The organism is Acidianus brierleyi, assembly GCF_003201835.2.
Lineage (GTDB): Archaea > Thermoproteota > Thermoprotei_A > Sulfolobales > Sulfolobaceae > Aramenus > Aramenus brierleyi.
Genome location: NZ_CP029289.2, coordinates 1,124,838 through 1,138,905, shown reverse-complemented (window position 1 = coordinate 1,138,905; position 14,068 = coordinate 1,124,838). Strand labels below are relative to the sequence as shown.

At 33.7% G+C, this 14,068-nt stretch carries 12 protein-coding genes and 1 pseudogene; 8 read left to right on the top strand and 5 right to left on the bottom strand.

The window, feature by feature from the left end:
* Positions 1-45 precede the first annotated feature (45 nt).
* Positions 46-2,013 (top strand): DEAD/DEAH box helicase, encoded by a 1,968-nt coding sequence (locus tag DFR85_RS21760; protein WP_246253035.1) that lies wholly within the window; start codon positions 46-48, stop codon positions 2,011-2,013.
* On the opposite strand, the gene DFR85_RS21755 is transcribed toward DFR85_RS21760, so the two are convergent.
* Positions 1,985-2,359, bottom strand: coding sequence for a thioesterase family protein (locus tag DFR85_RS21755; RefSeq protein ID WP_110270075.1), 375 nt, complete (start codon positions 2,357-2,359; stop codon positions 1,985-1,987). The two genes, DFR85_RS21760 and DFR85_RS21755, sit on opposite strands and share 29 nt — an antisense overlap.
* 133 nt (positions 2,360-2,492) lie before the next feature.
* Between DFR85_RS21755 and DFR85_RS21750 the strand changes: the two genes are divergently transcribed.
* The 5 genes from DFR85_RS21750 (at position 2,493) to DFR85_RS21730 (ending at position 8,639) form a co-directional block, all read left to right on the top strand.
* Positions 2,493-3,206, top strand: a complete 714-nt coding sequence (locus DFR85_RS21750) for an ABC transporter ATP-binding protein (RefSeq protein WP_110270074.1) — start codon at positions 2,493-2,495, stop codon at positions 3,204-3,206.
* The gene (locus DFR85_RS21745) at positions 3,199-4,812 is read left to right on the top strand and encodes an ABC transporter permease subunit (RefSeq protein ID WP_110270073.1); all 1,614 of its coding nucleotides are present in this window, start codon (positions 3,199-3,201) and stop codon (positions 4,810-4,812) included. Before DFR85_RS21750 ends, DFR85_RS21745 begins: the two co-directional genes overlap by 8 nt.
* A 139-nt stretch (positions 4,813-4,951) precedes the next feature.
* On the top strand, positions 4,952-6,481 hold the full coding sequence (locus tag DFR85_RS21740; protein ID WP_110270072.1) for an acetyl-CoA carboxylase biotin carboxylase subunit: 1,530 nt from the start codon (positions 4,952-4,954) through the stop codon (positions 6,479-6,481).
* A complete protein-coding gene (locus DFR85_RS21735) occupies positions 6,481-6,984 on the top strand; it encodes a biotin/lipoyl-containing protein (RefSeq protein ID WP_110270071.1) in 504 nt (167 codons plus the stop codon). The genes DFR85_RS21740 and DFR85_RS21735 overlap by 1 nt, the downstream gene beginning before the upstream one ends.
* Positions 6,985-7,064: 80 nt before the next feature.
* The gene (locus DFR85_RS21730; RefSeq protein WP_110270070.1) at positions 7,065-8,639 is read left to right on the top strand and encodes an acyl-CoA carboxylase subunit beta; all 1,575 of its coding nucleotides are present in this window, start codon (positions 7,065-7,067) and stop codon (positions 8,637-8,639) included.
* Here DFR85_RS21730 and DFR85_RS21725 read toward each other — a convergent pair.
* The gene (locus tag DFR85_RS21725; RefSeq protein ID WP_162582693.1) at positions 8,634-8,786 is read right to left on the bottom strand and encodes a hypothetical protein; all 153 of its coding nucleotides are present in this window, start codon (positions 8,784-8,786) and stop codon (positions 8,634-8,636) included. The genes DFR85_RS21730 and DFR85_RS21725 overlap by 6 nt on opposite strands.
* The gene (gene hel308, locus DFR85_RS21720) at positions 8,746-10,866 is read right to left on the bottom strand and encodes an ATP-dependent DNA helicase Hel308 (protein ID WP_110270069.1); all 2,121 of its coding nucleotides are present in this window, start codon (positions 10,864-10,866) and stop codon (positions 8,746-8,748) included. The genes DFR85_RS21725 and hel308 overlap by 41 nt, the downstream gene beginning before the upstream one ends.
* A 163-nt stretch (positions 10,867-11,029) precedes the next feature.
* Between hel308 and DFR85_RS21715 the strand changes: the two genes are divergently transcribed.
* Positions 11,030-11,233 (top strand): ribbon-helix-helix domain-containing protein, encoded by a 204-nt coding sequence (locus DFR85_RS21715; protein ID WP_110271800.1) that lies wholly within the window; start codon positions 11,030-11,032, stop codon positions 11,231-11,233.
* On the top strand, positions 11,233-12,192 hold the full coding sequence (locus tag DFR85_RS21710) for an inorganic phosphate transporter (protein ID WP_110270068.1): 960 nt from the start codon (positions 11,233-11,235) through the stop codon (positions 12,190-12,192). Before DFR85_RS21715 ends, DFR85_RS21710 begins: the two co-directional genes overlap by 1 nt.
* On the opposite strand, the gene DFR85_RS21705 is transcribed toward DFR85_RS21710, so the two are convergent.
* Positions 12,187-12,846, bottom strand: a complete 660-nt coding sequence (locus DFR85_RS21705) for a DUF47 domain-containing protein (RefSeq protein WP_110270067.1) — start codon at positions 12,844-12,846, stop codon at positions 12,187-12,189. The two genes, DFR85_RS21710 and DFR85_RS21705, sit on opposite strands and share 6 nt — an antisense overlap.
* A 156-nt stretch (positions 12,847-13,002) precedes the next feature.
* Positions 13,003-14,046: pseudogene (locus DFR85_RS21700) on the bottom strand (IS110 family RNA-guided transposase).
* Positions 14,047-14,068: the final 22 nt, after the last annotated feature.

Genomic DNA, 14,068 nt, shown 5'->3' with positions numbered 1-14,068 from the left:
AATCATAATAGCCTTTTTATTTTACTTTTATCAATATAGATTGCGTTGAATGAATTACAGTCATTGTTTTTAGAGAAATATGATAAGGATCCAGATAATAATTACTTACTTTCAGCACCTACAGGTTCAGGTAAGACTTTTTTGGCAAAATATGTTTTGGAGAATAGAGAAAAAATAGCTGTTTATGTATCTCCTCTAAAAGCTCTAGCAAAAGAAGTATATGAGGACGTTAGGCAAAAAAGAAAATCAAGATATATAGATTCAGATGTCTATGAGGACGATTTAGGCTCTTTTGAATCGGACGTTCTTCTTACTACATATGAGAAGTTTGACAGCGCAATTAGGCATAACTACAAATGGCTTTCAAATGTTAGCGTTGTAGTAATAGACGAGGTTCATAATGTAGAAACAGATAGAGGTATTGCAATAGAAAATATTGTTTTATGGAGTAAGAATAATTCTGTACCTACTATTTCTTTGAGTGCTACTTTGCCTAATATAAAGGATTATGCAGAATGGTTAAACGCAGACGTAATATCATACGAAAAGAGAAGCGTTCCTCTTCACGAATGTATTGCTTATCCATATGTACTAAGATGTTATGACAACAATTTTGATATTCCTTTAAATACTTTTGAAGGAATAAGGCAAATAAAGTTACAAATCTTAGCTTCCGTATTGGAATATATAAGGAATCAAAACAAAAACGCATTAATCTTCGTAAAGAGTAGAAGATCTACGGAGCAATTAAGTTCTGTATTATCTAAATTTGGATTTAAGGTAGAAAATTATCATAGTGGTCTTTCGTTTGAAGATAGGAAGGCTGTGATGGAGGCTCTAAAGAAAGGAGAAATAAATTTCGTTGTAGCTACTACTGCATTGGGACAAGGAGTAAACCTGCCTGTTTATGCTACGATATTTTATGATACTTCTTTACCTCAAGTCGATGAAAGAGGAGAATTCAAGGGATGGAGAGATCTCGATTTGATGGAATTTAAGCAGATGGCAGGTAGGGCAGGAAGGCCTATTTATGATAAAGAAGGATTAAGCATAATAATAGCAACGTCAATGAGAAATGCCGACGAATTAAGAAGTAAATATTTTACTAATGTATATCAGAGTAAATTAGTTAATTATAAGCCAGAAAATCTTTCAATAGGTGTAATATCTTGGGCAGAAGGTCTTGATGACGATGAAATTCATAAGATCCTTATGGGGAGCTTAAAATTTAAGAATATGGATAAGGATGATTTTTCCAGTATTTTACATAAATTAAGTGATACTAAATTAATAAGAATAAGCAGGGGAATTTTCCTAACCGCTTTAGGTAAAGCTGTCTCGAGGAGCTATATAGACATTGATTCACTAAATGGTTTCCCTTTAAATGAAGAAAACTTTGACGTATTAGACATAGTATCTAGTTCGAGTGTTGTCCTTCAATCTATGAGAAGATGTAAACTAGGAAAGGAACTATTGAAAAAATGGTCTCAGGGTGAAAATATATCTACTGTATGTCCAGAACTTTCGGCAAAAGATTTAGAAGAAATAATAGCTAACGCTCGTTGGATATCATTTGCTTTATATAGAGTATTAAAAGCTTTAAATAGAAAGTATGACGAAGCGTTCAAGCTTTACATGTCAGTAAAATATGGTGTTCCATATGAGCTATCAAAGATAGCAGAATTAGGATTAGATAGAAATACAGTAATGGAATTAAAAGATATTAAAATAAAGGATTCAGTAGATTTTTGTATAAAAGCAGGTATACCAAAGATAAAAGCTATTCTTAAAGAAAAAGGGTACAGTGCAGAAGGGATTTGTAGGAAATATTACTCTAATGATCCTTCGTTATTTGAAATGAAGAGAGCGTTAGAAAAATATTATAATAAAGAGTTTACACTTAGAGAAATTGCTAGAGAATACGGGATAGATGTCGCATCAAAACTATATAAGATGAAATATATTATAAAGAGTGGAGAGAAATTTATTGTAAATTCTGAATCTTTTTCATAAACTCATTTTCATTTACTATATATCTTTCATGTATTCCTTCACCTATTTTGGTATTTCTCCAATATGCTTCTACACTAAATACCAATCTTTTTCCATCTATCTTGATTAATTCCGATCTAACCTTAATTTCGGCACCTATAGGTACTGGATTTAGATGTTTAACATCCACATGAATTCCTACAGTAGTTTCTCCTTCCTTTGTCACATTCTTAGCTAAATTAAACGATACATCTTCCATAAATGCAATCATCATCGGTGTTGAAAGTACATCTACGGCCCCAGAAGATACTTTACGTGCTGAATATTCAGGCTTAACAATAAAAATTTTTTCTGAGGAATTTTGCATATATTTAATTGAGGAAAAGCTTTTAAGAAATTATTTGTGATGAAAAACGGGGAATACAGATGGAAGAATCCTAGAAGGGATAAATCTAGCTTATAAGTATCCTAACGGTTATGAAGTTTTCAAGGGCGTAAATATATATGCTGGAGAAAATGAGCTGGTTGCAATTGTGGGTCCTTCTGGTATAGGTAAATCCACTTTGCTAAGAATCCTTGGCGGTTTTATAAAACCTACAGAGGGTGAGGTTAGACTTTTGGGCAAAAAAATTGTCTCTCCAACTCCGAAGATTTCTTTGATTCATCAATCAATTGCTACTTTTCCTTGGTTAACTGCTTTAGATAACGTAAAATTAGGTCTTCAATATAGAAAATTGAATAAAGACGAAGAGAATAAAATAGCTAAAAAAATGCTAGAGATAGTTGGCTTACAAGGATTTGAAGACTTTTATCCGAAACAAATGAGTGGAGGAATGAGACAAAGAGTTGCAATAGCTAGGGCACTAGCGGCAGATCCTTTGGTTCTTTTGATGGATGAACCGTTTTCACATTTAGACGAATTAACTGCAGAAGGCCTTAGGCAAGAAGTTTATGGTATGTTATTTAACGATCAAACATCTTTGAGATCAGCAGTTCTTGTATCTCATAATTTAACAGAAGTTATAGAATTAGCTGACAGAGTTTATGTTTTGAATGATAGGCCTGCTAATGTGGTAGGAGAGGTAAAAATAGACATAGAAAGACCTAGAAATCCTAAGAGTGAAAAGTTTCAAGAATTGCTTGATAATCTCTATAGATTGCTTACACCAGTTACCACTAAATCTAAATTAAATGGTGGTGAAGCAAATGTTTGATTTAGGACTAGCGATCCTAGCTACATTAGCAACATTGGCAAGGGTTTTTATAACAATAGGGGCTTCTATAGTTACTGGATGGTTGTTAGGGTATATAGCAATAAAAAATAGAATATTTGAGAATATATACATATCAATCTCGGAGGTTTTAGAATCAGTTCCAGTGATAACGTTTTTCCCAGTAGTTTTGATTTTCTTTGTTTTCGAAATAGGTGGTTCTTTAGGGGTAGAACTTGCTGTATTATTCCTTGTTTTCACGGCAGTAGTATGGAATATATGGATGGGAATATATCAGGCATTTAAAACTGTTCCAGAAAATCTATTGGAAGTATCAGAAAACTATAAACTAGGATTTTTAGATAAAATGATAAAATTATATATTCCATTTTCCATTCCTAGAATAGCTGCTAATTTAATTCCCAGTTTTGCTGATGCTCTATTTTACATAAGTGTAAGCGAGGTATTCAGCGTAGGGGTACATACTTATCAAGTATTTGGAATAGGTACGCTAATTTCTGAGTATACTGCTATGGGAGAATACACTAACGCACTGTACTTATTACTAGTTTTAGCAATATTCACTACTAGTATTACATTTTTACTTAGAGAATTTGCAGCTTTTTCAGTTCAAAGATATGGTTTAGATACTGAGGTTAAAGAGAATAATATGAGGAGAGGAAGATTTAGAGTAGGGTATTCTGCAAGATTAAGTAGTGCTAAAGGTCCTTTTACTAAACTAGCTAAATATGTTACTAGGCCTAGACCAATAGATATAGATGAAGAGGAAAGTAAAAAGAAAATGCCATGGGGAAAAATCGGTGCAGGGATAGGATTCTTGTTCCTGTTTCTTCTTGCATATTCTGCCTTTATAGTAGTTAAAAACGTTTCAGCTAGTACATGGTATTATTTATTCTCCACTGTTCCTGACGATTTGATTCAAATAGGAATGGATTATATTCGTGTAGCCATAATAGCTCTCATATCATTTGTTATAGCCATATTTTCAGGGTATTTTTTAGCCAAAGATCATAAAGCAGAAAGGATTGCCATACCTATTATTCAGAGTATAGCTGCGTTTCCTGCTCCAGCATACTTCCCATTACTTTTTGGTGCAACGTATCCATATTTATCAAAAATTCTTGGAGGCTATACTGATGAATTTTATGTACTATTTCTAGGATTTATATCCACATTTTATTATATATTTTATAGTTATTGGTTAGGAGTAAAAAATATGCCGTCAGAATATTGGGAAGTTATGGATAATCTTAATATGGGATTTTGGCAAAGACTAAGAAAGGTTGTTATTCCGTCAGCTTTTCCTTATATAATAGCAGGACTCTCAAGTACTGTAAATAGCGCATGGGGAGGTTTAGCTATTGGTGAATATTGGCCTCAAATATATAATAATTATAATCTTGAAGTAAGAACAGGTTTAATGAAGGAATTAGCTTTAGCTGACGCTAACGGACAACTAGCATTAGTAGGATGGTTATCATTAATATTTGCAGTTATTGTAGTCATGTATTCCATTTTCTTCACAAGAAAATTGTTAGATTTGGCTAGGAAAAAATACGTTGCAGAGGAAGGTATTTATGCAGCTTAATATAATCTTTTTTAGTGATGTGGAATCCGGGATCCGATTGGTGAGGAGAATCACGAACACTGAATATTATTTTTTTAAGGTTTAAATATTCTAAGGTAAAAATCTTTTAAACAGTTAAAGCAATAATATATGGGGTAAAATGCCGCCTTTTAGTAGAGTTTTAGTTGCGAACAGAGGAGAAATAGCTACCAGAGTGCTTAAGGCGATAAAAGAAATGGGAATGACTGCAATTGCAGTATATTCTGAGGCAGATAAATACGCCGTTCATACAAAATATGCTGATGAAGCTTATTATATTGGTAAGGCTCCTGCGTTAGATAGCTATCTTAATATTGAACATATAATAGACGCTGCTGAAAAAGCTCATGTTGACGCAATTCATCCTGGATACGGATTTTTATCAGAGAATGCAGAATTCGCAGAAGCAGTAGAAAAAGCTGGCATAACGTTTATCGGTCCTTCATCCGAGGTCATGAGAAAAATAAAGGATAAACTAGATGGAAAAAGATTAGCAAATATGGCAGGAGTTCCTACAGCTCCTGGATCAGACGGCCCTGTTACCTCTATAGACGAAGCGTTAAAGTTAGCTGAAAAAATAGGATACCCAATAATGGTTAAGGCTGCTAGCGGAGGTGGAGGTGTAGGTATAACAAGAGTAGATAATCAGGATCAATTAATGGACGTTTGGGAAAGAAATAAAAGATTAGCTTATCAAGCCTTTGGAAAAGCAGACTTATTTATAGAAAAATACGCTGTAAATCCTAGGCATATAGAATTTCAATTAATAGGAGATAAATATGGTAATTATGTAGTAGCTTGGGAAAGAGAATGTACTATTCAGAGGAGAAATCAAAAACTAATAGAGGAAGCGCCATCTCCTGCTCTTAAAATGGAAGAAAGAGAATCTATGTTTGAGCCAATCATAAAATTTGGGAAATTGATAAACTATTTTACATTAGGTACATTTGAAACTGCTTTTTCGGACGTTTCTAGAGATTTCTACTTTTTAGAACTCAATAAGAGATTACAAGTTGAACATCCTACCACAGAGCTTATATTTAGGATAGATTTGGTAAAACTGCAGATAAAACTTGCTGCAGGAGAGCATCTGCCTTTTAGCCAAGAGGATCTAAACAAGAGAGTTAGAGGAACAGCAATAGAATATAGAATAAATGCAGAAGACGCTTTAAATAATTTTACTGGAAGTTCCGGATTTGTAACATATTATAGGGAGCCTACAGGGCCTGGCGTTAGAGTAGATAGTGGAATAGAATCTGGTAGCTACGTTCCTCCATATTACGATTCCCTAGTATCTAAATTAATAGTTTATGGGGAAAGTAGAGAATATGCTATACAAGCCGGAATAAGAGCGTTAGCTGACTATAAAATAGGAGGAATAAAAACTACTATAGAGCTTTATAAATGGATAATGCAAGATCCAGATTTTCAAGAAGGAAAATTCAGTACTTCGTATATTTCACAAAAAACTGATCAATTTGTAAAATATTTGAGAGAACAAGAGGAGATAAAAGCAGCCATAGCTGCAGAAATTCAGAGTAGAGGACTTTTGAGAACAAGCAGCACTGATAACAAAGGTAAAGCCCAAAGTAAGTCTGGTTGGAAGACTTACGGTATAATAACGCAATCTTCTACGAGGGTGATGTGGTAATGAAACTATATAGGGCATACGCAGATACTGGAGATACCTATATAATGGCTATAGATAGTAAAGGTGATAAAGATAAGATAAAAACAGAGAATAATGAATTTGAAATAGAATATCTGGGAAAAGGTACAAGAGAAAATGAATATCTATTCAAAGTTAATGGAAAAGTTCATAGAGCATTCATAGACAATGGCTATATACTCTTAGATAACGCTAGCGTATTTAGATTAGAAAGGCTTACAGAACTTCCTTCAAAAGAAGGCGAGTCAATAGAAGAAATGATCAAAGGAAAGGAAGGTGAAGTAATATCACCATTACAAGGCAGAATAGTTACGATTAGGGTTAATGAAGGCGATGCAGTAAATAAAGGCCAACCTTTGCTTTCTGTTGAAGCTATGAAATCTGAGACAATTATTTCCGCGCCAATAGCAGGAATAGTAGAGAAAATTATTGTAAAACCTGGACAAGGAGTAAAGAAAGGAGATACTCTACTTATAATTAAATAAATTTTTTCACTATACTTTTTTCTAAAGTTTATACAATAAAAATTTTATAAGGTAGATAACTAATATATATGTGAGTATATATGGCTATAACTTCTGAAAAATCAGATATGGATAAAATAATAGCTCAGTTAAGGGAAATAAAAGCTAAAGCTTTTCAAGGGGGTGGAGAAGACAAAATTAAAGCACAGCACGATAAAGGTAAATTAACTGCTCGAGAAAGATTAGCCTTATTGTTTGACGAAGGTTCTTTTAATGAAATTATGCCATTAGCAACTACAAGGGCTACAGAATTCGGACTTGATAAAAACAAGTTTTATGGTGATGGAGTAGTTACTGGTTGGGGAAAAATAGAAGGAAGGACAGTATTTGCTTTTTCTCAGGATTTTACAGAATTAGGAGGTACTCTAGGTGAAACGCACGCAAACAAAATTGGTAAAGTTTATGAACTAGCTCTAAAGGTGGGAGCTCCGGTAATAGGCATTAATGATTCTGGTGGTGCAAGAATTCAAGAAGGTGCTATAGCATTAGAAGGATATGCTACAGTATTCAAGATGAACACATTGGCTTCAGGAGTTATTCCACAGATTACTATAATGGCCGGCCCAGCAGCTGGTGGTGCTGTATATTCTCCAGCACTTACTGATTTTATTATAATGATTAAAGGAGATGCTTATTACATGTTTGTAACTGGTCCAGAAATAACTAAAGTAGTTTTAGGAGAAGAAGTAACATTTCAAGATTTAGGAGGAGCTGTAGTTCATGCTACTAAATCTGGGGTTGTTCATTTCTTAGCCGAAAATGAACAAGACGCTATAAGTATAGCTAAGCGATTACTGTCTTATCTTCCTTCTAATAACATGGAAGATCCGCCCTATATGGATACTGGAGATCCTTCAGATAGGGAAACTAAAGACGTTGAAAGTATTGTACCCACAGATTCAGCTAAACCTTTTGATATGAGAGAGGTAATATACAGGATTGTAGATAATGGAGAATTTATGGAGGTTCATAGACATTGGGCTCAGAATATTGTAGTAGGATTTGCTAGAGTTGCTGGAAATGTAATAGGTATAGTTGCTAATAATTCCAATACACTAGGTGCAGCTATAGATATAGATGCGGCAGATAAAGCTGCTAGATTTATCAGATTTTGTGATGCGTTTAATATTCCTCTACTTAGTTTAGTTGATACTCCTGGCTATATCCCTGGAACAGAACAAGAATATAAGGGAATAATAAGGCATGGGGCTAAAATGTTATATGCATTTTCTGAAGCTACTGTACCAAAAATTTCAGTTATTATAAGAAAGTCTTATGGAGGTGCACATATAGCAATGAGCATAAAGAATTTAGGTGCAGATTTGGTTTACGCTTGGCCTACTGCAGAAATAGCTGTTACTGGTCCTGAAGGAGCAGTAAGAATATTATATAAGAGAGATATTCAAAATTCTCAAAATCCTGATGAGTTCCTGAAACAAAAAATAGCCGAATATAAGAAACTGTTCGCCAACCCATACTGGGCTGCAGAAAAAGGTCTTATAGATGATGTAATAGAGCCTAAAGATACCAGAAGGATAATTGTTAACGCTTTATCCATGCTTAAAAATAAGAGAGAATACAGATATCCTAAAAAACATGGAAATATTCCATTATAATACTATAAGTTTTTTATTTTTAATTTCACTTTTTACACCAATAGCTAAAAGTAATAGGCTCAGTTTTTGTAATTCATCTTCGTCTCCTTCAAATTCTCTTTTTCCATTAATGTAATCCAGCAATAAGCTTTGCAGCTTCTTTTGCAATTTTTTCACCTATTTTCTGACCAAGTAATGCCTTAACTTTTTCTGGATTCATGACTATATCTTCTGGAGTAGTTATTTTATTATTATATAATAATCTCGCTCTTTTCCTTCCTACACCAGAAATTTGTACTAAAGGTATTAAATCTTCTTTTACGCCGTCTTTAACTCTCTTATTAAGTATTTCCAATTTTCTGGAATGCTCAGTAGCCTCAATTACGCCCGCTATATGGGAACCACTATACGTTAACCAGTCCATAGTTTCCACTATAGACCTTAGATCTCCTGATCCTATTGAATATCGTTCTAAAATTATGTCTTCATCTACTTCATCTATCCAATCTTTAACTATTAATGCTACTTTCAATGCAGATAAATATTCATATAGCTCGTCTTCATCATCAGGTTCATCTATAAATAATGGGCAATAAGCTTCGTCTATTAACTGATCTTGTTCAGCTCTACTTACTCCAATTGATGGTCCATCTGGAGTATAAGCAAGTAAATGGAAATAAGCTAGTTCGCAACTAGTTTCGGCTCTAGATAGATAGTCTCTTATAGTTTTTGCAGTGAATGGATTTACATAGAGATCAGAGACTTTTCTTCCAAATTTAGTTAATCTAAATTTTTCATCTCTTTCTTCAATAAAATCATTTTCATTTAGCCAAGAAATACCTTTTTCTAAGTAATCATCTACTATTTCTCTATCTAATAAAGTTTGATGTGAATAATCATATATTTCGTTCTTATTTAATCCTCCTTCTGTGGAGAGTATTCCTAGTAAAAACGTATAAAACGATGATTCGTTCCCAAGCCTTGACTCTATAGGCTCAGGATCAGATAAGATATATTTTTCAAATATCTTTTCTATATCTCTCTTGTTTCTTAGAACAATCAAAGATTCACCGTAATCGTCATACCCAGGCCTTCCAGCTCTTCCACTCATTTGTTTATATTCCATAATAGGTATTTCTTCCTGATATCCTAGAATTTTTCTATTATATCTGTACATATCTCCAACTATTACTACTCTTGCAGGTAAGTTAACTCCTGCAGCTAATGTAGGAGTAGCTACAATTACCTTTAATTTTCTTTCTCTGAACGCGTTTTCTATTATTTCTCTTAAGCCTTTTGATAGTCCTGCATGATGAAATACAACTCCTTTTAAAGAAAGATTGTATAATTCTTCCTTTTCGTTTCCACCAGCATCGTCTACATCTTTTATTCTATTAGCAACTTCTAGAAGTTCTTTATCGTTCAATGGGGCTTTTTCCATTTCTGCAGCAATTTTTCTCGCAGTAGTTTCTGCCATCTTTCTGGAGTTTCTGAAAACTAAAACTTGACCACCCTTTTCAATAGTATATAGAGTATATGCAATTATAGCGTCGCTCCCGTTTAATGTTAAAGTCAGGTTATCTTGAAATATAACTTGACATTTTCTTCTATCTTGAACTATTACTCCTTCTTTAAGTGGAACTGGTCTCCAATTAGTAGTTACTGCGTCTGCACCTAACCATGATGATATTTTAGCGTAATTACTTATAGTAGCACTTAGAGCTAAGATGTTCTTTTTCTTAGCTCTTACTGCAACACTTTCTACTACTGGACCTCTATCCGAATCATTAAGATAATGAAATTCGTCTAATACGAAATAATTTACGTCTTTAAGCCAAGATGGCTTATGTCTCCACAAGGAATCCAATTTTTCGTAAGTTGTTACAATTATATCATAGTTTCTTAACCATTCATCGTCAGAGTCGTAATCTCCAGATGACATTCCTACTTTGAAATTTAGAGATTCCCAATCTTTGAATGTATTATACTTCTCTGCAGTCAAAGCTCTTAAAGGTGTAACGTAAACTGCTTTTCCTCCTTCTTTAAGTAAGAAGGATATCATGCCTAACTCAGCCATTAAAGTTTTTCCTGATCCTGTAGGCGAGGTTATTAGTAATCTTTTACCTTCCATTAATCCCTTCTTTACTGCTTCAGTTTGTACAGGATTTAATCTTTCTATTCCTCTTTTCTTTATTACGTCTATAATTCTTTGATCAGCATTAAGTTCTTCTAGTGACATAAATTCCATGAAGATACTTATTGCTTTTACATATTTAAAAATGAATTCTATTTAAAGGATATCTTCATTGTCACATATTATATAAAGTTTTCCATAGTATAAGATTTATTACTTCGTTAAGCTTTCTACAAAAGGTTTATCAATATTACACAATACTAATATTGTGATCATTATGGATTCTGTTAAAAAAGTTGGAGAAGGTACTTATGAGCTAGAACTAAATTCTACTGTTACAATCTCCTTTAAGTTGGAAGACGAGTTGCTAGGTAAGGTTGACGATATGGTAAGAAGATTAGGATACACTAATAGGAGCGACTTCATTAGAGAGGCTATTATAGAGTATATAAAGTATAATAAAAATAAAGGTACTAAATAATGTTTATATTTGGTATCCTAATATTTTTGGTTGGGCTAATATCTGCATTTATAGTAGGTGGAAATAACTCAGCAACAGCCCTAGGAATATTAATATCAACCAATGCACTAAAAAGAAAATATTCATACCTAGTAAGTGCTTTGAGTGTTTTCATAGGTACAGCCCTAGGAAGTTACACAATGGCTAGTAGTATATATGGTGAAATAAAGGGAAGTCAAATATATGTTCAAGTCTCAATTTTTTCAGTTATTTTTGCTTCTATTATAGCATTCTATTATTTAAATAAATCAGGAATTCCTTCTTCTTTAAGCCAAATGATTTATCCCTCGTTAGCTGTTTTAGTATTAGTATCAAAAGTTCTCTACTTCAATTGGTTTAAGTTTTGGTTTACTGTAGCCTCTTGGGGATTCTCTCCATTATTGGCTATAGTTTCAGCTCTTGTAATGTACTATATATTAAGGAGACTTACTTCTAAAGAGAAAAGAGTAATAAGAGAAATGAAGATTTATAAGTCTCTAATAATTGCCTCCTCCATTTTTACGTCCTTTGTAACAGGAGCTAACGCAGTGGGAATAATAGTTTCTGCAGGTCTAATTGCACTACCGTATTATATAGTAGCTCCTTTGTATGCATTAGCTGCGGCTATGGGAATATACCTTAGTTCAAAAAAAGCTTCAATAGTTGTTGGTTTCAAAGTAACCAGACTAGGCTATGTAAGTGCCACTTCCGCACTTTTAGGAAGTGATATAATTTCAGAAATTTTTACAATATTCGGTATACCTATATCTATAACGCAGACAACCATGGGGGGAATAATAGGCCTTAGTTTTAGAAGTTTTGGATATGATGTTGAGAAGCAGTTAAAACAAGTAGCTAAAGGTTGGGGAACTTCTCCGTTTATAGCCATAATTGCTTCTTTAGCCGCTTTTGGTATAATAAAAAGTATTCTAGGGTTATGATTTTAGAGTTGCGTAAAGTGTTTCTATACTTAAGGACGTCTCTTCCATGTTATCTAGTATGTCGTCAAGAAATATAGTAACGTCCTTTAATTGTAAAATACTGATAATATCAGAGTCTTTTTCAGATTCATATAGTCTTTGTATTAAACCGTCTTTTATATTATCTCCATTTCTTTCTAGTAATTGAATTTCTTTTCCTACTTTTACAGCTTCTCCTATATCTTTCTGTAAGAGAGATATCATCTCAACCAGCTTTTCTGAGGCTTCGGAAATAGTTGAGAGATACGATAGGAGATTTTCTTGAAGGATCTTGCATAATTTTTCATCTGGCTTTCTTGATGATATAGCTCTTCCTGAGTCCTTAATGGCTTTCATAGTTTCATATAATGATTGTGTTAACATCATCATTGATTCTTTAAAATCAGGTAAGAACGCTTCTCCATAGAGCATAGAAACTATATCTTCTCTAACTAGTGCTATTTTCTCATAAATTCCTTTAATTTTGACCATTTCCATTGTAGAAGCATCATAATTTTGTTTAAATATGTTGATATAAAGGGAAGTAAGTCTGTTACTAGCGTCTTTAATACTTTCTGCTATCTGTAGAACTTTGGAAAATAATAATTGTTCTTTATTAAGGGTTAACTTAATCATTAGTAAAATGTAGTTAAAGGAAAATTAAAAACTCATTGTACGCATTTTATCTTAACAAGGGGCGTTCAGTAATAAATATTTTGGTTGAACTTCAAGCATAATGTCAACTAAGATTGCCACGTGTACCTTTCAATCCACGTGGCGATTTGGGGAGGATCACTTAGGCTCATAAGGCTTATTATTATACCAAACACTCCAAATTATTCTAGCCAATTTCCTGGCTAAAGCAGACAACTTCTTTCCCTTCAACTTTTCCTTATGGTTCTCGTAAAATTCTAGTAATGTAGGATTACGAGAGTAATTCATCTCAGCGAGGAAGTAGAACAAGCTGCGCAAGTACTTATTACCCTTCTTCGATATTCCCTTACTTACAGTAGCTTTACCGCTCCTCTCAACTATTGGGTCTAAACCGCAGTAGGCTACGAAGGACTCAGGGTTAGGAAAGCGTTTAATGTCTCCAACAATGCCTATTATTATTCCCGAAGAAAGTTTTCCTATTCCCGGTATAGTTAATAGAACGTGATTTTCAGACTGTAATTGTATCATTTTCTCTACTTCTTTTATTTTCTCGCTTGTTTCCAGTAGTGCTTTAGATAATACTTCGATTTCTTCAAGTACGATCTTTGTTCCAAGTTGTATAATTGTATTTTGAAGTTTCCTTTAGAGAATTCTTCAAGCATTTCCTTGCTTATTTTTTCCTCGTCACTGACTAGGAATAGTGCTCTTTTTACCCTGTTCTTGTACTTTACTTCAAGGTCTTTTAGGAAGATATATAGTGTTACTAGTTCTTTCAATGGGTTGTAGTTGTACTCCTTTGCCTTGTTTGCCATGTTTATTAGTTTTTGTGCGTCGTAAAAATCTGTTTTCTTTCCTCTCAAGTCCTTCTCCTTCCATAGTATATTTGGGCTTACTTGTAGTATCTTGATCCCTTTTTCCTTGAAGTATTGACATGGTTTTATTGAGTATGCTCCTGTCGGTTCGACCACTATTGTGTTTAGTTTCACTTTTAGTATTTCTTCATAACCCTTCTTGTTGTGTAGACCCTCCCCTCACTCGTCACATGATCTTTTGATATGTCTATTCCTAGGATCCCTACCTCTTTATCACATATCCGTGCATATTATCACAATGTTCAGTCCGATGGTAGGGGTTTGTCACGCCCCCGTTCGAAGACTTTGCTTCAGTCAAGGGGTCGACCATGTTTCCCAGTTGGAGAGTATTA

Bases quoted from the DNA above. Each gene is read 5' to 3' on its own strand.
- DFR85_RS21745 (WP_110270073.1), top strand. From the start codon at position 3,199: ATGTTTGATTTAGGACTAGCGATCCTAGCTACATTAGCAACATTGGCA.
- DFR85_RS21740 (WP_110270072.1), top strand. From the start codon at position 4,952: ATGCCGCCTTTTAGTAGAGTTTTAGTTGCGAACAGAGGAGAAATAGCT.
- DFR85_RS21710 (WP_110270068.1), top strand. From the start codon at position 11,233: ATGTTTATATTTGGTATCCTAATATTTTTGGTTGGGCTAATATCTGCA.
- DFR85_RS21705 (WP_110270067.1), bottom strand. From the start codon at position 12,846: ATGATTAAGTTAACCCTTAATAAAGAACAATTATTATTTTCCAAAGTT.
- DFR85_RS21715 (WP_110271800.1), top strand. From the start codon at position 11,030: ATGGATTCTGTTAAAAAAGTTGGAGAAGGTACTTATGAGCTAGAACTA.
- DFR85_RS21755 (WP_110270075.1), bottom strand. From the start codon at position 2,359: ATGCAAAATTCCTCAGAAAAAATTTTTATTGTTAAGCCTGAATATTCA.
- DFR85_RS21730 (WP_110270070.1), top strand. From the start codon at position 7,065: ATGGCTATAACTTCTGAAAAATCAGATATGGATAAAATAATAGCTCAG.
- DFR85_RS21735 (WP_110270071.1), top strand. From the start codon at position 6,481: ATGAAACTATATAGGGCATACGCAGATACTGGAGATACCTATATAATG.
- hel308 (WP_110270069.1), bottom strand. From the start codon at position 10,866: ATGGAATTTATGTCACTAGAAGAACTTAATGCTGATCAAAGAATTATA.